Source organism: Rosenbergiella epipactidis (assembly GCF_018494055.1).
GTDB classification, from domain to species: Bacteria; Pseudomonadota; Gammaproteobacteria; order Enterobacterales; family Enterobacteriaceae; genus Rosenbergiella; species Rosenbergiella epipactidis.
Genome location: NZ_JABBFQ010000003.1, coordinates 322,452 through 340,083, shown reverse-complemented (window position 1 = coordinate 340,083; position 17,632 = coordinate 322,452). Strand labels below are relative to the sequence as shown.

The 17,632-nt window shown below is 47.5% G+C and carries 18 protein-coding genes; 4 read left to right on the top strand and 14 right to left on the bottom strand.

Annotated elements, in window-relative coordinates; all coding sequences use genetic code 11:
- Nucleotides 1–61: 61 nt before the first annotated feature.
- The 3 genes from HGT71_RS07180 to HGT71_RS07170 form a co-directional block, all read right to left on the bottom strand.
- The gene (locus HGT71_RS07180; protein ID WP_099824239.1) at nucleotides 62–742 is read right to left on the bottom strand and encodes a NuoB/complex I 20 kDa subunit family protein; all 681 of its coding nucleotides are present in this window, start codon (nucleotides 740–742) and stop codon (nucleotides 62–64) included.
- A 12-nt stretch (nucleotides 743–754) separates the two neighbouring features.
- Entirely contained in the window at nucleotides 755–1,198 is a 444-nt protein-coding gene (locus HGT71_RS07175; RefSeq protein WP_048912317.1) for an NADH-quinone oxidoreductase subunit A, read from the bottom strand.
- Between the two features lie 477 nt (nucleotides 1,199–1,675).
- Complete coding sequence (locus tag HGT71_RS07170) at nucleotides 1,676–2,614, bottom strand: LysR substrate-binding domain-containing protein (RefSeq protein ID WP_214217171.1); 939 nt, start codon at nucleotides 2,612–2,614, stop codon at nucleotides 1,676–1,678.
- Between the two features lie 806 nt (nucleotides 2,615–3,420).
- On the opposite strand from HGT71_RS07170, the gene HGT71_RS07165 reads away from it, so the two are divergent.
- Entirely contained in the window at nucleotides 3,421–4,638 is a 1,218-nt protein-coding gene (locus HGT71_RS07165; RefSeq protein WP_214217334.1) for a pyridoxal phosphate-dependent aminotransferase, read from the top strand.
- A gap of 58 nt (nucleotides 4,639–4,696) precedes the next feature.
- Nucleotides 4,697–5,302, top strand: a complete 606-nt coding sequence (gene yfbR / locus HGT71_RS07160; RefSeq protein ID WP_214217170.1) for a 5'-deoxynucleotidase — start codon at nucleotides 4,697–4,699, stop codon at nucleotides 5,300–5,302.
- 51 nt (nucleotides 5,303–5,353) lie between these two features.
- On the opposite strand, the gene HGT71_RS07155 is transcribed toward yfbR, so the two are convergent.
- Nucleotides 5,354–5,995, bottom strand: coding sequence for a sugar phosphatase (locus tag HGT71_RS07155; protein ID WP_214217333.1), 642 nt, complete (start codon nucleotides 5,993–5,995; stop codon nucleotides 5,354–5,356).
- A 14-nt stretch (nucleotides 5,996–6,009) separates the two neighbouring features.
- Complete coding sequence (gene yfbV / locus HGT71_RS07150) at nucleotides 6,010–6,459, bottom strand: terminus macrodomain insulation protein YfbV (RefSeq protein ID WP_099824231.1); 450 nt, start codon at nucleotides 6,457–6,459, stop codon at nucleotides 6,010–6,012.
- A 299-nt stretch (nucleotides 6,460–6,758) separates the two neighbouring features.
- Between yfbV and HGT71_RS07145 the strand changes: the two genes are divergently transcribed.
- Both HGT71_RS07145 and pta read left to right on the top strand, forming a co-directional pair.
- A complete protein-coding gene (locus HGT71_RS07145) occupies nucleotides 6,759–7,961 on the top strand; it encodes an acetate kinase (RefSeq protein WP_214217169.1) in 1,203 nt (400 codons plus the stop codon).
- A gap of 41 nt (nucleotides 7,962–8,002) precedes the next feature.
- Nucleotides 8,003–10,153 (top strand): phosphate acetyltransferase, encoded by a 2,151-nt coding sequence (gene pta / locus HGT71_RS07140; RefSeq protein ID WP_214217168.1) that lies wholly within the window; start codon nucleotides 8,003–8,005, stop codon nucleotides 10,151–10,153.
- Between the two features lie 52 nt (nucleotides 10,154–10,205).
- Here pta and yfcD read toward each other — a convergent pair whose 3' ends face one another.
- The 9 genes from yfcD to dedD form a co-directional block, all read right to left on the bottom strand.
- Nucleotides 10,206–10,727, bottom strand: a complete 522-nt coding sequence (yfcD, locus tag HGT71_RS07135; RefSeq protein WP_048912324.1) for an NUDIX hydrolase YfcD — start codon at nucleotides 10,725–10,727, stop codon at nucleotides 10,206–10,208.
- A gap of 117 nt (nucleotides 10,728–10,844) precedes the next feature.
- Nucleotides 10,845–11,618, bottom strand: coding sequence for an ABC transporter ATP-binding protein (locus HGT71_RS07130; protein WP_241596871.1), 774 nt, complete (start codon nucleotides 11,616–11,618; stop codon nucleotides 10,845–10,847).
- Nucleotides 11,619–11,631: 13 nt separating this feature from the next.
- Nucleotides 11,632–12,339, bottom strand: a complete 708-nt coding sequence (locus HGT71_RS07125) for an ABC transporter permease (protein ID WP_214217166.1) — start codon at nucleotides 12,337–12,339, stop codon at nucleotides 11,632–11,634.
- Nucleotides 12,336–13,022 (bottom strand): ABC transporter permease, encoded by a 687-nt coding sequence (locus HGT71_RS07120; RefSeq protein ID WP_214217165.1) that lies wholly within the window; start codon nucleotides 13,020–13,022, stop codon nucleotides 12,336–12,338. The genes HGT71_RS07125 and HGT71_RS07120 overlap by 4 nt, the downstream gene beginning before the upstream one ends.
- A gap of 65 nt (nucleotides 13,023–13,087) precedes the next feature.
- Nucleotides 13,088–13,870, bottom strand: coding sequence for a lysine/arginine/ornithine ABC transporter substrate-binding protein (locus HGT71_RS07115; RefSeq protein WP_214217164.1), 783 nt, complete (start codon nucleotides 13,868–13,870; stop codon nucleotides 13,088–13,090).
- A gap of 125 nt (nucleotides 13,871–13,995) precedes the next feature.
- Nucleotides 13,996–14,568 (bottom strand): UbiX family flavin prenyltransferase, encoded by a 573-nt coding sequence (locus HGT71_RS07110; protein ID WP_214217163.1) that lies wholly within the window; start codon nucleotides 14,566–14,568, stop codon nucleotides 13,996–13,998.
- A 102-nt stretch (nucleotides 14,569–14,670) separates the two neighbouring features.
- On the bottom strand, nucleotides 14,671–16,188 hold the full coding sequence (gene purF / locus HGT71_RS07105) for an amidophosphoribosyltransferase (protein ID WP_214217162.1): 1,518 nt from the start codon (nucleotides 16,186–16,188) through the stop codon (nucleotides 14,671–14,673).
- A 35-nt stretch (nucleotides 16,189–16,223) separates the two neighbouring features.
- Nucleotides 16,224–16,709 (bottom strand): colicin V production protein, encoded by a 486-nt coding sequence (cvpA, locus tag HGT71_RS07100; RefSeq protein WP_048912330.1) that lies wholly within the window; start codon nucleotides 16,707–16,709, stop codon nucleotides 16,224–16,226.
- Nucleotides 16,710–16,884: 175 nt separating this feature from the next.
- Complete coding sequence (gene dedD / locus HGT71_RS07095) at nucleotides 16,885–17,631, bottom strand: cell division protein DedD (protein ID WP_214217161.1); 747 nt, start codon at nucleotides 17,629–17,631, stop codon at nucleotides 16,885–16,887.
- Between the last annotated feature and the right edge of the window lies 1 nt (nucleotide 17,632).

The window sequence follows — 17,632 nt, the reverse complement described above, 5'->3', positions numbered from 1 at the left end:
GGCTACCCTTAGGCGAGAGAATTATTGTTTTGGTTCCTAACGCCGCCTAATGGTTTTCGGGTCAAATTTCGTCTGGGGTACGTAGCGTTGTGACGGCGATACGCTCACCGCGTTTACGCTCACGTTCCGATTGCATATTGGCGCGATAGACGCCCTGATCCCCAACCACCCAAGAAAGCGGGCGACGCTCTTTGCCAATCGATTCTTGTAATAGCAATAAGGCCTGCATGTAAGCTTCAGGACGAGGAGGACAACCTGGAATATAAACATCGACGGGGAGGAATTTATCGACGCCCTGCACAACCGAATAGATATCGTACATGCCGCCAGAGTTTGCACAGGCACCCATCGAGATAACCCATTTCGGCTCTAACATTTGGTCGTAGAGACGTTGGATAACCGGTGCCATTTTAGTGAAAGGTGTACCTGCGATAACCATGAAGTCAGCCTGACGAGGTGACGCACGCATAACTTCGGCACCGAAACGGGCCACGTCATGAACCGCAGTGAACGAAGTGGTCATTTCAACATAGCAACAAGAGAGGCCGAAGTTGTAAGGCCATAAGGAGTTTTTACGCCCCCAGTTCACCATATCGTGCAGTGCATGCTCCAATTTGCCCATGTAAACGCTTCTGTGGACATGCTGTTCAAGAGGATCGCTAACAATTTCCTGTTTTTGTAAAGGATAGCGATCGTTCTCACCATTGCTATTGGGATCGACGCGGGTGAGTGTGTAATCCATCTTAATGCCTCTCTATGACTTTTGAGGAGAATTGCCGCGTCCGTTCTCTGATTTGACGACAATACGACGACGTGCTGGCGCCCAATCAAGCGCACCCGTTCTGACGAGATAAACTAGTCCAGCTAACAAAATAAGAATAAAGATTGTTGCTTCAGCAAAACCAATCCACCCACTTTCGCGGACAGAGGTGGCCCAGGCGTAGAGGAATAGTGCTTCCACGTCGAAAATGACGAAGAACATCGCGACAAGATAAAATTTGGCAGAGAGGCGAAGATGTGTGGAGCCGACAGGCTCGATACCTGATTCGAATGGGGTGTCTTTGTGTCGACCTTTGGCGCGTCCACCCAGTAACCAACCGCCGGTTAACATGAATGCACAAAGTCCGAAAGCGATGACGACAAAAACGACAAAAGCCCAGTGATGAGCGATTACTTCAGTAGTGGTTGACATACTCATGCTTACTCTTCAAGTGTGGGTGACAGTTTGCAAAACTGCGCAAGGAGTGACCACAAAAGTTTACGGAAGGTGTGACACCTTTTAGTAATGTCTGTTAAATAAAAAATTAACAGTATTTTTATTGGTTTTTTTTACTCCTTTTCATAACCTTTTGTCAACCTAAGCGAATAAATATAAATATTTTTTAACAATTGACAAACATGAAATGTAAAGACTTAACCTTAGATCTCTGTCACAAATTCTCAAGAAATCTCAAATAAGTGTGGCAGGTTTATAAGAATTTTCACGCACAATAAGTAAGGTTTTTTTGATCTGACTCATAAATTCACTGGTTTATGGTTAAAGCGGCGGTTTACTCCCAATTCAGTCTGTGGGGTAAACCGCCGATGAAGATCGTAATCCTTGTGGCTGAAACTTCTTCTTAGCGAATCCCTTTACGCACAAGAGTGGTGAAACACCGAGGTTATTCCTAGGGCTTCAGTTAACGGCTTCCACCTCTTCACACACATCGGTCTCTACGACGGCGACTTCTGCTAAGCGATGAACCGTGTCGGGTGTTGGGGCTAAAACGTTAAAAAGTGATTGTACGAAGGCCTTTTCTGTTTTAGGTAGGCGGCACAAGAGATACTGAGTATCCGGTAATAAAGGTAAGCCTTCAGCCGTGCCCAATACGCGTAGCTCTGGATTTAGCATTTCAGCGGGTCTAGCGGTTGCCCCTAAACCAGACTTCACCGCGACATTGATGGCCGCTTTGGAATTTGCAACATAAGCTAAACGCCAAGGAACTTGGTGCTCGTCGAGTGCATTAATGGCAATCTCTCTAAATAACTCCCCTTCATTCTGGATAACTAAGGGAATCGCTTCGCCTGAAGTGATTGCAAAATCGGCTGCACAAAACCATAACGTCGGTGACGTACGTAATAATTGTTGTTCGAAACGGGTATCGCCCTGCGTGGTTAACGCGACATCAATTTCTTGCTGATCCAGCAATGACAGTATGGTTTCTGTTTTATTTACGCGAACTTCAACTTCCAGAGACGGGTACAGTGCAGTGATACGGTTAAGCATAAAAGGAAGTAAACTCTCCGACGTATCTTCAGTCGCCCCAATAATGAGTTTTTCCTGCTCATCGCTGTATTTTAATGAGGCACAGGCTTCATCGTTAAAGCGCAGAATCTTCCTGGCATAACCTAATAATTGAATGCCATGCTCTGTCAGCAGTTTATTGCGACCATGACGGGCGAAAAGCTCACGGCCGACGATTTGCTCTAATCGCTGCATCTGTTGGCTGACGGCAGATTGGGTACGACATACCGCAGCAGCGGCCGCGGCGAAAGTATTTAAATCGGCTACCGCAACAAAAGTTCGCAGCAGATCCAGATCGAGATTGATCGATATATTGTTATGGGTTGTCATAATTATTCACTTTTAATTTTATTTTAATACTTACTGGTGTTGTTTATTGCTGGTCAAGAGAGACGATATTTTACAATGACTCAATAACCTCAATGCGCTTTAACAGCCCAAAGCGTATCCTTGCTGTTTCTGAGTCGCGCTAATTACTCATCGTTATTGGCCATTAGGAATAATAAATTGTCTATAGTGGACAAAAAAATTAAGTTAATACCCCTTCTACGATAAGTTTTAATTTGTTAATTCGACTTAATCATTTCTAGGCATAAATTGGAATTATTTTTCGACAAAACTGAACATTCTTTGACTTAGTTCATATTATCTAGCCCCAACCCCTAGCTCTCACCACTCGTAGCGGTAGTTATAAGAAATCATCTAACGATTAATTTTTTCACCCTAAATTATTAATAATTAATAAAACAAAAACCTTTAAGACAAATTAATAATTAACCCTACAAATCTTAGCTATTTCTTTTGATCACTCAATTAAAAATATTATTAATAGTCACGCCAAAAATTCTTATAAATACTTACCTATTATTTACGCTACTTTAAAAAAGTGTTCTGACGTTGAATGTCGTCGAAATGGCAGTAATGCTTTCAAGCTGGCTTTCCTGGTGACAACGCCCCAAGGATACAGAATATTATATCAATAGATGTAAATATTCAGCACAAAACACCAAAAGAGTAGATTTCCCTTCTGTAATCAACGCTGACCTCATTGAGACGCTTCATTTAACTGTCTGACCAGAGTACATTTACAGGAAATAGTAGTGTCATTTCCTATTCCTAAAGCCGAGATGAAGCGCATGAGCATAAAAATAGAAAAATCCGCCAAATTAGAGAATGTTTGTTACGATATTCGTGGCCCAGTACTAAAAGAAGCAAAACGGCTTGAAGAAGAAGGTAATAAAGTACTTAAGTTAAACATTGGCAACCCCGCACCTTTTGGTTTTGAGGCACCGGATGAAATTTTAGTCGATGTCATCAAACACCTCCCGACTTCGCAAGGGTATTCTGACTCAAAAGGCCTCTATTCGGCTCGTAAAGCTATTATGCAACACTACCAAGCATTGGGTATGCGTGATATTACGGTCGAAGATATTTATATCGGTAATGGAGTTTCCGAGCTTATCGTACAGTCTATGCAGGCGCTGCTGAATACGGGCGATGAAATGCTGGTTCCTGCACCAGACTACCCGCTGTGGACGGCGGCCGTTTCACTGTCCAGTGGTAAAGCGGTGCACTACCTTTGTGATGAGAGCAGTGATTGGTTCCCTGATCTTGACGATATCCGGGCAAAAATTACCCCCCGCACTCGCGGTATTGTCATTATCAACCCAAATAACCCGACTGGCGCGGTCTATAGCAAAGAATTGCTAATTGAAGTGGTGAAGATCGCGCGCGAGCACAACCTCATCATTTTTGCTGACGAGATCTACGATAAGATTCTTTATGATGCCGCTCAACACCATTCGATTGCCGCTTTAGCGCCAGATTTATTAACCGTGACCTTCAATGGTCTGTCTAAAACCTATCGAGTGGCCGGTTTTCGCCAAGGCTGGATGGTACTCAATGGGCCGAAGAAACATGCTAAAGGTTATATAGAAGGCTTAGAGATGCTGGCTTCGATGCGACTTTGCGCGAACGTGCCAGCACAGCATGCTATCCAAACCGCGTTGGGGGGATACCAGAGTATCAGTGAATTTATCGTTCCTGATGGTCGCCTCTATCAACAACGCGCGCGCGCGTGGGAACTGGTTAACCAAATCCCTGGGGTAAGCTGTGTGAAACCTCAGGGCGCCTTATACATGTTCCCGAAAATAGATATCAAGAAGTTCAATATCTACGATGACCAAAAAATGGTCCTCGATTTCCTTCTACAGGAAAAAGTGCTGCTGGTACAAGGTACTGCCTTTAACTGGCCATGGCCTGACCATGTGCGTATCGTCACCTTACCAAGGGTAGATGATTTGGAAATGGCGATTAATAAATTTGGTCGCTTTCTCAGTCACTACCACCAATAATCATTATTCATTAAGGCGCCGCAAGGCGTCTTTTTACTCGGTTTGTAAAGAGGATAACATGGCGATCCAAAGTACGTTTATGGCATGGATAACTCGTATGCCACTGATCAAACGCTGGGCCTTAATGCACTGTGTACAGAAAGAAAACGTAGCAGAGCACAGCCACCAAGTCGCGGTAATTGCCCATTTACTGACGGTTATCGGTAATAAACGGTATGGGAATACCCTTAACCCCGACCGTGCGGCAGTCGTCGCCCTGTACCACGAAGTGTCGGAAACAAAACTTCAAGATATTAATTCCCGGACTAAATACCATAATCCAGAATTCACTCAAGCCTTTAAGCATCTCGAAAAAATCGCCGAGCAAGAGTGTTTAACCACCCTTCCCGATGACCTTCGTGACGCTTTCTCTGGGCTGATTATTCAAGATAATGTCGACAGCGAATATAAAAAAATCGTCAAAGCTGCCGATATATTAGCGGCCTATATCAAGACGTTAAATGAGCTGCGCTTCAATAATGATGAATTTATTCACGTCAAAGAAGGCCTTGAGCAGAGACTTAACCATCTTCGCCGAACCATGCCAGAGGTGAATGACTTTATGGAGATTTTTGCGGAGAGTTGCACCACAACGCTTGATCGTATCTCAGAGAACTATCAGTAGCGTTAACAAGACATCGAGTCACTCGATGTCTTCGCTCAGTCCACTATAGACTCACAGTGTGAAACCTTGAGCCGTTGGCGTAACAACAAGATCAGTTAAACTCTTCAACGAGTACGTCGCCTTTAAATGAGCGGCCTTGACCGGCGCATTCACTGCGACGACGGCGCATTTTGCCGCCAAGCCTGCTTCGATTCCTGCCACAGCATCTTCCACCACCACACAGCGCTCTGGTGCCAACCCTAGCTGTTCAGCCCCTAACAAATAGGGATCCGGATGCGGTTTACCTTTCGCAACCTGTTCCGCAGTAATAAACACTGCCGGACGGGGGAGCGCCAAGACCTCGAAACGCGCTGACGCAACGGGCAGGCTGCCAGAAGTGACAATTGCCCAAGGAATTTTCTGCTCAGTCAAATAAGTCAGTAACGCTTTCGCACCCGGTAGCGGGACGATCCCTTCCACCGTCGTCGACTCAAGATGTTCCAGCCACAAGAATTCTTCACGTAGCGTCGCTTCGTCTGCTTGCGGGAGAAAATGACGTAAGGAGGTAATCGCTTGCTTACCGTGAATAAACGCTAGAATTTCTGAGGCAGGAATGGCATGGCGTTCTCCCCATTTCGACCATGCAGTTTCCACCACGGCTAAGGAATCAACTAACGTGCCATCCAAGTCAAAAAGGAATCCTTGATACATAATTACTTCCCTTATCGTTACAGTTCATCCAAAAAGGCTTTATCCAACTGTTTAAAAGCCTTCATTAATAATTCTGCCAGGTGCTGATAGGTCACCTCGCCTTGAGGAAGGTTGATGGCTTGGCCAGAGGTTTGTAACTTTTCACGAATAGTGTGAAACCATTCTAACGTCCCGCCCGTTAACGGTTTACGCGCCCTTTTGCCCAACCACCACAGCCCTTGTACAGGTAAACTACAGGCAAACACCGCCGTCGCAATGGCGGGGCCGATTTGCGCATGGAACGCGAGTTGCCAGCATAGAATAAAGACCGCTATCGGTGGCATAAAACGAATACCAAACTGCGTGGCTCGACACACTCTATTTTCAGGAAAAATGGCAGAGAGGCTCTTTTCCTGTGGCCAACTTTTCATGTACTTTTTGCCAAGACGCAGCGTAGCAAACAGCCCTGGTCGATGCGTATCGTTCATTGTTTTTGCCTCAAAAGCCGAAGAGTTTAAAAAGTTTTAAATCCCGATTAATTGGGAGTACCATTCGCACCACACTCTCTGCGTACATGAATGGGTCAAGCATACCACCCCGATCGTCAATCGATGAGAAAGATGACACAAACTTACACTGATTACTCTGAACAATCCTATAAATCGCTAGGGTGTTGCCTCAGAACATAGTTATTCCTATTGACCAGTGTATATTAGCATTAACGATAGCGCCCCCCAATTCAGAGGATTTTGGGGAGTGCTTACATATAACATTTACAGGTGCGTTTATGTCGAATAACTTAGTTCTGGTTCTAAATTGTGGCAGTTCTTCTCTGAAGTTTGCCATTCTTGATCCCGCTACTGGCGCAGAATACCTTTCCGGTTTAGCCGAGTGTTTTTCATTACCGGAAGCCCGTATAAAATGGAAATATGCGGGGGCGAAACAAGAGTCGTCACTGGGTGCAGGCGCCGCCCACAGTGAGGCACTGGGCTTTATCGTTAATCGTATTCTTGTCGACGCACCTGAGCTTTCTGAAAAAATTCGCGCTATCGGTCACCGCATTGTCCATGGTGGCGAGCATCTGACTCAGTCGGTAGTGATTACCGATGAAATCATCACCGCCATTGAACAAGCGACCTGTTTCGCGCCGCTGCATAATCCTGCCCATCTGATTGGCATTCGCGAGGCGTTCAAAAACTTCCCTCATCTAACGAACAAAAACGTGGCCGTTTTCGACACCGCTTTCCACCAGACTATGCCGGAGGAAGCCTATCTTTATGCGCTGCCTTATGCGCTCTATGAGCAACATGGTATTCGTCGATACGGTGCCCACGGCACAAGCCATTTCTATGTCTCTCGTCAAGCCGCTAAGCTCCTCGAAAAATCGGTAGACGATCTGAATATTATCACTTGCCACCTCGGTAACGGTGGGTCGGTTGCCGCTATCCGCCAAGGTAAATGTGTTGATACCTCAATGGGGCTCACGCCGTTGGAAGGACTGGTCATGGGCACCCGCAGTGGCGATATCGATCCTGCGATCATCTTCTATCTCCACGATAATTTAGGAATGGACGTCGCACAGATTAATCAGATGCTGACCAAAGAGTCCGGATTACTGGGGCTGACGGGCGTGACGAGTGATTGCCGCTTTGTCGAGGATAACTTCGCCGACAAGCCTGAGGCCAAGCGTGCTTTAGATGTCTTCTGCCATCGTCTCGCCAAATATATCGGTGCCTACTCCTCGCTGATGGACGGTAGACTCGATGCGGTCATTTTCACCGGTGGAATCGGCGAAAACTCCGCTAAAATTCGTGAACAAACGGTGCAGAAGCTCGCACTGTTAAATCTCGCTATCGATGAGACAAAAAACTTAGCGGCGCGCTTTGGCGAGGCTGGCGCGATTCAACGTGACGGTAGCTGCCCAATCTTAGTGATTCCAACTAACGAAGAATGGGTCATTGCACAAGACGCAGCAACACTTACCGCTTAACAGATTTACTATCAGTTTTAAGAATTGTAGAGGGGGTTAATTTGTCTCGTACTATTATGCTGGTGCCACTGAGCACAAGTGTGGGTCTGACTAGCGTAAGCTTAGGGGTGATCCGTGCGATGGAACGTAAAGGCATGCGTATTAGCATGTTCAAGCCCATCGCCCAAGCGCGTGATTCCGAGCTGTCACTGGACCATACTACGGAAATTATCAACGCGACATCCTCGATTCCGGCCGTGGCACCCTTGGCCTTAAGCTATGTTGAGAATTTACTGAGTAATAATCAGCAAGATATCCTAATGGAAGAGATTATAGCCCACTTCCATGATAATACCGGGAATGCGGACGTGGTCTTAGTTGAGGGGTTAGTCCCAACGCGCAAGAATCAATTTGCGCAAACCCTTAACTATGAAATTGCCAAAACCCTCAATGCTGAAATTATCTTTGTCGTTTCGCCTGGCACCGACACGCCCACTCAGTTGAAAGAGAGAGTTGAGCTACAACTCAATAGCTTCGGGGGGCGTAAGAATAAAAATATCGCTGGGTTGATCATTAATAAGATCAATGCCCCAACCGATGAAGAAGGCCGCACCAGGCCGGACCTGTCGGAAATGTTCGATGATACCAATGAAGCCACCGTGGCTAATTTTACCTTCGAGCAGCTTAGTCAAGCCTCCCCTCTTCCGGTACTTGGCGCGATCCCTTGGAATTTCGACCTGATTGCTACCCGTGCCATTGATATGTGTCGACATCTTAAGGCTGAAATTATTAACGAGGGTGATATCACCACTCGCCGGATTCAATCAGTGACCTTCTGCGCACGTAGCCTACCGAATATGCTTAAATTATTCCGTCCAGGCTCCCTGCTCGTGACCTCGGCTGACCGCCCCGATGTGCTAGTGGCGGCATGCTTAGCAGCAATGAACGGCGTAGAAATCGGTGCAATCTTATTAACAGGCGGTTACCAGATTGATCCGGCGGTACAGGAACTCTGTTCGCGGGCATTCCAAACTGGCCTTCCCGTTTTCTTGGTGAAAACCAATACATGGCAAACCTCACTGACGCTACAAAGTTTCAACTTAGAAATTCCGGTGGATGATACTCAGCGTATTGAGAAGGTGCAGGAGTTTATCGCCAGTTATATTGATAAACCGTGGATTGACTCCCTTGGATCGGTCGCTGAACGTAGCCGCCTCCTCTCACCACCAGCATTCCGTTATCAATTAACCGAGCTGGCCCGTCAAGCCGGTAAGCGCATTGTGTTACCGGAAGGCGACGAACCGCGAACCTTACGTGCCGCTGCAATTTGTGCAGAACGTAAAATTGCCCAATGCGTATTACTCGGGGATCCCGCAGAAATTCAACGCGTTGCTTCAGTACAAGGGATCGTACTCGGGGAGGGTGTCAGCATTGTGGATCCGCAAGCGGTCAGAGAAGACTATGTCTCTCGACTGGTCGAACTGCGTAAAAACAAAGGCATGACGGAAGTTGTGGCCCGTGAACAGCTTGAAGATAACGTTGTACTCGGTACCCTGATGTTGGAAAAAGGTGAAGTCGATGGATTGGTCTCTGGCGCAGTACATACTACCGCCAATACTATTCGCCCACCGCTACAGTTAATCAAAACCGCGCCGAACAGCAGCATCGTCTCTTCTGTGTTCTTTATGTTGTTACCTGAACAAGTGCTGGTATATGGAGATTGTGCGATCAATCCGGACCCGAATGCTGAACAATTAGCGGAAATTGCCATTCAGTCAGCAGACTCCGCCGCAGCCTTCGGTATTGAACCCCGTGTCGCGATGATCTCTTACTCAACGGGAAATTCTGGCAGCGGCAGCGATGTTGATAAAGTACGAGAAGCGACGCGTCTTGCGCAAGAAAAACGCCCGGACCTGATCATTGATGGGCCATTGCAATACGATGCGGCAATTATGGAAGATGTGGCGAAGTCTAAAGCACCGAATTCACGGGTGGCGGGCCGCGCGACAGTGTTTATCTTCCCTGACCTCAATACCGGTAACACGACTTATAAAGCCGTGCAGCGTTCGGCGGAATTGATTTCCATTGGACCCATGCTGCAAGGTATGCGTAAGCCAGTGAATGACCTCTCGCGGGGGGCATTGGTCGACGATATCGTCTATACCATTGCGCTCACTGCTATTCAGTCTCAGCAAGCTGAAAACAGAGGCTAACCGATACGCCACCTGCGACCTTGGTAACAGGTGGCAATTCAGTATGTATGCCTTAACGGTTTTCGCCGTTACGGGTTAACCACAACGCTAAGGCTTTTAGCGAATCATCGGTAAATTCATCGCAACGAGCGGTGATCTCTTCGGGTGTCATCCAAAACACTTCTGTCACTTCACCATCTTGTAACGCAAAGGGGCCATGGCAGACGCAGCTAAACAAGCTTCCCCACACCCGACATCCCTCATCTTCAAAATAAAACTTCCCATGCTCCGCGAGAGGCACATCTGCGATACCCAACTCTTCCTCTGCTTCGCGGCGCGCGGAAGCAAGAAGCTCTTCACCCGATTGCACCACCCCACCGGCTGTCGCATCGAGTTTCCCCGGGGCGAAATCCTTATTCTCTGCGCGACGTTGGACCAAAATACGGCCTGTGCCTTCTGTCACAACGATATAGGTTGCGCGATGGCGTAGAGATTCCGCGCGCATTTGTTGACGGGCAGCCGTCGCAACGACTTCATCATTCTCATCAACAATATCAACCCATTCAATCTGACCTACAGGCATTTGTTCAACCATGGTTAACCCTTTTTAACGCGAGTCGCTACTCGACGCTATGTGCTTTGATTTACCCTAAGAGTAATAAGTAAAATTTAATTTCGCAATCTCTAGCATTATGAAGAAATGCTTTTCATTTTATTTTAAGTGATTACTGAGAAATTGTTGCAAACGTGGCGACTTAGGACAATTAAAAATTTCCTCCGGGGAACCCTGCTCTTCAATCTTGCCTTGATGGAGGAAAATCACCTGTGAGGAGACCTCTTTGGCAAACGCCATCTCGTGGGTCACCATAATCATGGTTTTGCCTTCTTTAGCCAGCTGCAACATAATCCGCAACACCTCTCCCACTAACTCAGGATCCAAGGCCGAGGTCGGTTCATCGAACAATAGAATCTCAGGATCCATGGCTAATGCCCGGGCAATAGCCACCCGCTGTTGCTGGCCTCCTGATAAGTGGACGGGATATTTTTTCCAATTCACCGGATCGATCCCTACTTTACGCAACGTATATTCCGCCTTCTCTTGCGCCTCGGCATTGGCTATACCAAGGACTTTACACGGGGCTTCCATTACATTCTGCAGCACGGTCATATGGCTCCACAGATTGAAGTGTTGGAATACCATGCATAATTTGCTGCGCAATAACTTCAGCTGCTGTTTATCCGAAACCTGCAACTGTTGTGTACGATCGGCGGCGAGCGCGATTTGCCGTTGGTTGAGCCAAATATTGCCCTTGTTCGGCAACTCAAGAAAGTTTAAGCAGCGCAAAAAGGTACTTTTCCCTGACCCCGACGCGCCGATAATTGCAATGACATCACCCTCATTGGCGGTAAGGCTAATGCCTTTTAATACCTCATGCTGACCATAAGATTTATGTAGCTGTTCAATTCTTAATTTTTCGGTGGACACCATACGCAAACCCTTAGCGTGAACTGATATGAGGTAACCAGCGCTTCTCTAGCTGGCGAAACGCCATAATCAAAACGCAGGAGATAAAAAGATAAAGTACCGCAGCAATACCGAAGGCCGTAAAAGGTTGGTAGGTGTCAGCGTTAATATCCCGAGCCACTTTTAAGATATCCGGCACCGTCGCGGTAAATGCCAACGAGGTCGAGTGTAATAATAAGATGACTTCATTACTGTACGCCGGTAATGCAGTGCGAAATGCTGAGGGAAGAATAATTGAACGCCACAAGGTTAAGCCACGAAAACCGTAAGCTTGCGCGGCCTCAATCTCCCCGGCAGGAACGGCCCGTATCGCCCCTGCAAGAATTTCCGTGGTGTAGGCTGCGGTATTCAGCGTTAACGCCAGCAGCGTACAATGTAACCCGCTACGAAAAAATTCATTCAGCAATTGATGATCTCTAACCACCTGTAAGGTATAGAGCCCAGTGTAGATAATTAATAGTTGGACATACAAAGGTGTGCCCCGAAACACAAAGGTAAACAGCGCAATAGGTAGCGACAGCCAACGACGGGACGAGATACGGCCAATCGATAAGAATAAAGCGAGTATTCCCCCCACTACCATCGAAAAGACCAGTAGCCACAGAGTCATAGCTAAACCACTGAGTTGGTAACCATTGGTCCACAGCAGCGACTGCCAATATTGTTGAAGGATCGCAGTCATAATGTCACCTTCTTCACGCCAACAGCGTAGAATCGCATCAGCCCAGCTAGGATAAGTTGTGAAACCAAGGTGAAAAGTAGATAAATCGCCCCCGCCACCAGTGCGAAAAAGAGAGGTTGCCAGGTACTTTTTCCGGCGAGCTGTGTCGCTTTGACCAACTCTTCTAAGCCTAAAATCGACACCAGCGCCGTCGCTTTTAAGATCACTTGCCAGTTATTACCGATTGCGGGTAGCGCAAAGCGCATCATCAGGGGAAAGGTAATGCGGGCAAAGCATTGCCAAGGTGTCATCCCGTAGGCAACCGCGGCCTCACGTTGACCGAGGGGGACTGATAATGCTGCGCCACGGAAAGTTTCCGTAAAATATGCCCCATAGATAAACCCTAAGGTCAAAATTCCGGCTGGCAGTGGAGCAATATCAATATGGGCGATGTCTAAACCATGAGTGACTTGGTTCAGCGCAATTTGTAAACCATAAAAGATCAGTAACATTAGGACTAAATCAGGAATACCCCGCACAATCGTGGTATAGGTGGCACCGATAGCCTGTAACCAAGGATAACGGGAGAGACGCGCAGCGGCGCCAGCCAACCCAATAATCACTGCTAAAACTAGAGCACTGAGCGCAAGCTCGATTGTCATCCACGTTCCTTGCAGAATCACCTGTCCGTAACCTTCTAGCATCTACGACCCCTCTTAACTTACGAATACAGAGCGCCACGCCAGATGACGCTCTGTCACTGTCGGACTTACTCGTCGTAAATATTGAAATCGAAATACTTTTTCGCCAATTTGTCGTAGGTCCCATCTTTATGCATTGCGGCGATGGCTTTATTGATGGCTTGGGTTACTTCCGTATCCCCTTTGCGAAGACCAATTCCTGTTCCAACCCCGAAGATAGCCTTATCTTTAACGGCAGGCCCAGCAAAACTATAACCTTTGCCCCCCGCCGATTTTAAGAATCCCTCGCTAGCTTGGACTTCGTCCTGAAACGCTGCATCTAAGCGCCCTGAGGCTAAATCTTGGTAAACTTGGTCCTGTGCTTGGTAAGGTACGATGGTGACGCCTGCACCACGCCAGTATTTATCAGCATAGCTTTCTTGAGTGGTGCCCTGCTCGACACCAATAGTTTTCCCTTTTAATGAGGCCACGGTTGGTTGTAAAGGCGAGCCTTTCACTGCGACTAAACGCGCATTGGCCGCGTATAATTTATCTGAGAAATCAATCTGTTGGAGACGCTTTTCAGTAATCGATAAGGCCGAAACGATCGCATCAATTTTTTCAGCTTTTAAGGAAGGAATAAGGCCGTCGAAATCCCCTGTTACAAATTCGCATTGCGTCGTAATGCGTTTACAAATTTCATTGACTAAATCAATGTCGAAGCCAACCAGTTTGCCATCGGGACTTTTCGATTCAAAAGGTGGATAGCTCGGGTCAGTGCCAAAACGAAGATGCGTAGGCAGTGCAGAGAAAGCCTGGCTAGAAAGGGTTAATCCTAAAAACAGCGAAGCAAATACCGTCAACTTTTTCATGTATATCACCAGTGAGAGAGGATTCTCACTGGAAATGCACAAAACATGCCAAGGCTTAATGGGGTTTTATCGCGATTCGCGCGAAAATTAGCACGAATGTGGTGCAAAAAAACATGCGTGCACCATTAGTGACCTTGCCAACGGGTAAAGAGGTCTTCGGGTAGCTCGATATCGAACTGATCGATGATACGGTTAACGGTCTGATCGACAATATCGTTAATAGAGTTAGGGCGATGATAAAACGCCGGGACGGGCGGCATGATAATCGCCCCAAGTTCAGCCGCGGTGGTCATCATCCTTAAGTGTCCAAGATGTAAGGGCGTTTCACGTACCCCGAGTACCAGTTTACGGCCCTCTTTTAATACCACATCTGCGGCACGGGTAAGTAAGGTATCGCTGTAGCTGTGGACGATAGCGGAGAGGGTTTTAATCGAACAAGGCAGGATCACCATACCCAGCGTTTTGAAAGATCCCGACGAGATCGATGCACCAATATCACGCACGTCATAGACTTCGTCTGCCAGCGCTTGCACATCTCGCCAACTGTAATCAGTTTCTAAAGAGAGGGTCTGGCGGGCAGCCATGCTCGCAACAAGGTGGGTTTCAACCTCGGGGACTGATTTTAATACCTCGAGCAGCCGTACACCATACTGTGCTCCGCTTGCCCCAGACAGGCCAACGATTAATCTTTTGGTCATAATGACGAGTATCCCACACACTGAGCGCTATTTTGCGAAGGCTTAGTATAGCAGAAAGCAAAACAGGGCGATATTCGCCCTGTTTACGAGAAGAAAAAGCGCTTAACCTTCGTTATGAAGTTCCAGCCCTTCTACCTCATTTTGCCGTGCCACGGCTTTCACATCGTCTTTGCGCAGGGATTGCAGATAATCCAGATATTCTTGGTTAACATCTTGCGTGACGTAGACACCATTAAAGACGGAACACTCAAAGTCTGTAATATCTGGGTTCTCTTCTTTTACCGCCTCGATCAGATCATTCAGATCTTGGAAAATAAGGGCATCAGCCTTGATTAATTGGCAAATTTCATCCACTTCACGACCATGCGCAATCAGCTCATTGACGCTTGGCATATCGATGCCATACACGTTAGGGAAGCGGATTTCGGGTGCGGCAGAAGCGAGGTAAACGCGTTTGGCGCCTGCTTCACGAGCCATCTCAATAATCTGCTCGGAGGTGGTTCCACGAACGATTGAATCGTCGACTAACAGTACATTCTTATCACGGAACTCAGCACGGTTGGCATTCAGTTTACGGCGGACGGCGCTGCGGCGCAGCTGCTGTCCAGGCATAATAAAGGTCCGTCCTACATAGCGGTTTTTCACAAATCCCTGACGATAAGGCTTATCTAAGATGCGCGCAATTTCCAGTGCAACATCCGTCGAGGTTTCAGGGATAGGAATGACGACGTCGATATCCAAGTCACGCCATTCACGGGCAATTTTTTCACCTAGCTTGGTACCCATGCGAATTCTTGCGTTGTAGACAGAGATCTTATCGATAAAGGAGTCGGGACGAGCGAAATAGACGTACTCGAATAAACAAGGATTATTCTTCGGCGCATCCGCACATTGACGCGTAAAAAGTTCACCCTGTTCAGTAATATAAACAGCTTCACCAGCCACAACGTCACGGATAAATTCAAAACCGAGTGTGTCTAAGGCAACACTCTCTGAGGCGACCATATATTCGTTACGGCCATCTGGCAGTTGGCGCTTACCTAAAACTAAAGGACGGATACCATTAGGATCGCGAAAGGCAATCATGCCGTGACCAATAAGCATCGCCACGACAGCGTAAGCACCACGGATTTGGCGGTGCATACACTCGATAGCGGTAAAGATATTATCCGCTGTCAGGGGATAATCTTGGAAGCGATCAAGTTCTTGAGCGAAGACATTAAGCAGAACTTCCGAGTCAGACGTCGTGTTGATATGGCGACGCCCTTGCTCGAACAGACGGGTTCTCAGCTCATGGGCATTAGTTAAATTGCCGTTGTGTGCCAGCGTAATACCGTACGGAGAGTTCACATAAAAAGGCTGTGCTTCCGAGGCGCTTGAGCTACCTGCAGTAGGGTAACGAACGTGGCCAATACCCATTGTTCCTTGAAGACGTTGCATATGGCGTGCTTCAAACACGTCACTAACGAGTCCATTCGCTTTACGTAAGCGAAAGCAATTAAGCTGATCAATCGTACAGATGCCTGCTGCATCTTGTCCACGGTGTTGTAGCACCGATAACGCATCATAAATTGCTTGGTTTACAGGTAAAAATCCGCTGATACCGACAATCCCACACATGGTGTCATTTCCTCATAGCCGCTTGTCCCGACTCACTATCGGGGTAGAAAACTCGATGTGCTCTGCAGATAGTCAAAAAACCATCTGATGACGATACTGAACTGTGGAATCAACTGTGATTGCGTCCAATCGACACTTTTGGAAAACCCCGTAAAGGTGTCGAGAAAAAAGAGGATAGCCGCGACGATTAATCCACCGCGTAGCGCGCCGAAACAGACCCCTAATACACGATCGGTTCCTGACAGGCCGGTCTTATCCACTAAACTACCAATCACATAATTGACCAGAGCGCCCACAATTAGCGTAGTGATAAAGAGCACCGCAATGGCGATACCATTTCGGACCATGGGTTGTTCAAAACCCGAAAACCAATCCGCCAGTAAAGGGTAGTAATGGCTCGCGACAAAGAATGCACAACCCCAGGTAATTAATGAGAGGGCTTCCCTCACAAATCCGCGGATGAGACTCACTAATGAAGAGAGTCCAATGATGCCTAATATGGCGTAATCAATCCAATTCATCCGCGTAACCTATACCACCTCATGACAGTGTTTCCTCTATCGCGGCGCATTCTAACAGAAAAAGAAAACGTTTGCGTATGGTTTTCCTGCGCCAAGTTGAAAAAGGGCAATGCCTTATTTTTAGGAATTGCCCTGCCCTGTTCTTTCCCCTGTAAGGGGGATTATCTTGGGATAATCAATGCACCCGATAAGGCATGACCACCCCAAATAATCCTGTTTTCGCCTTCAATTCAGCAACCTGTGACTGAAGATGGCTCTTCGACGTATCCGGCCCCACCAAAATACGGTTAATTTGCCCCTGCACCGGTGTAGCAGGAATGGAATAGGCTTTGAAGCCCGCACCCCGTAGCTGTTCAACCACTTCAGAGACTCGTGAGGCATTACGCAACGCACCCAACTGAATCACGTATGCCTGACCGGTAGGCGTTGACGAGGCGCTACTCTGCGCTGCGGTTTGTTGACGTTGCTGCGCCTCAGCCTGCTGTTGCTGTGCGGCCAACTGTTGTTGCTTCGCTTGCGCCTGACGTTGAGCTTCTTGCTGTTGGCGCGCTTGATCTTTTAGCCGTTGCGCTTCACGCTGTGCTAGCTGTTCTTGGGCGCGTTGCATCTGTAGCTGTGTGGCATTAGCCCCTGTTTCATGAGGTTGTGTCGCCACACTACCACGAGAAGCCTCTTGCGAGCTAGCCTCAGCCGGGATGCGCTGGGCTGCCTGCTGACGAATCGTTTTTGACGGGATGGGCTGAGTGACGGGGGGAACCATCTCATCATTCAGTTGGTCACCCGGTTTAGGCACTAAAGGGATGGCCGCGAACTCTTCATGGTAATGCTTTTTTTTACCATCCAGTAAGCCGGGTAAAATAATCACGCCGAGTGCCACCAGAATGATCGTTCCCGCCATCCGATTTTGAAATTTACTGGCCACG

Bases quoted from the DNA above. Each gene is read 5' to 3' on its own strand.
- HGT71_RS07180 (WP_099824239.1), bottom strand. From the start codon at position 742: ATGGATTACACACTCACCCGCGTCGATCCCAATAGCAATGGTGAGAAC.
- HGT71_RS07175 (WP_048912317.1), bottom strand. From the start codon at position 1,198: ATGAGTATGTCAACCACTACTGAAGTAATCGCTCATCACTGGGCTTTT.
- HGT71_RS07170 (WP_214217171.1), bottom strand. From the start codon at position 2,614: ATGACAACCCATAACAATATATCGATCAATCTCGATCTGGATCTGCTG.
- HGT71_RS07165 (WP_214217334.1), top strand. From the start codon at position 3,421: ATGAGCATAAAAATAGAAAAATCCGCCAAATTAGAGAATGTTTGTTAC.
- yfbR (WP_214217170.1), top strand. From the start codon at position 4,697: ATGGCGATCCAAAGTACGTTTATGGCATGGATAACTCGTATGCCACTG.
- yfbV (WP_099824231.1), bottom strand. From the start codon at position 6,459: ATGAACGATACGCATCGACCAGGGCTGTTTGCTACGCTGCGTCTTGGC.
- HGT71_RS07145 (WP_214217169.1), top strand. From the start codon at position 6,759: ATGTCGAATAACTTAGTTCTGGTTCTAAATTGTGGCAGTTCTTCTCTG.
- yfcD (WP_048912324.1), bottom strand. From the start codon at position 10,727: ATGGTTGAACAAATGCCTGTAGGTCAGATTGAATGGGTTGATATTGTT.
- HGT71_RS07125 (WP_214217166.1), bottom strand. From the start codon at position 12,339: ATGACTGCGATCCTTCAACAATATTGGCAGTCGCTGCTGTGGACCAAT.
- HGT71_RS07120 (WP_214217165.1), bottom strand. From the start codon at position 13,022: ATGCTAGAAGGTTACGGACAGGTGATTCTGCAAGGAACGTGGATGACA.
- HGT71_RS07115 (WP_214217164.1), bottom strand. From the start codon at position 13,870: ATGAAAAAGTTGACGGTATTTGCTTCGCTGTTTTTAGGATTAACCCTT.
- HGT71_RS07110 (WP_214217163.1), bottom strand. From the start codon at position 14,568: ATGACCAAAAGATTAATCGTTGGCCTGTCTGGGGCAAGCGGAGCACAG.
- purF (WP_214217162.1), bottom strand. From the start codon at position 16,188: ATGTGTGGGATTGTCGGTATCAGCGGATTTTTACCTGTAAACCAAGCA.
- cvpA (WP_048912330.1), bottom strand. From the start codon at position 16,709: ATGAATTGGATTGATTACGCCATATTAGGCATCATTGGACTCTCTTCA.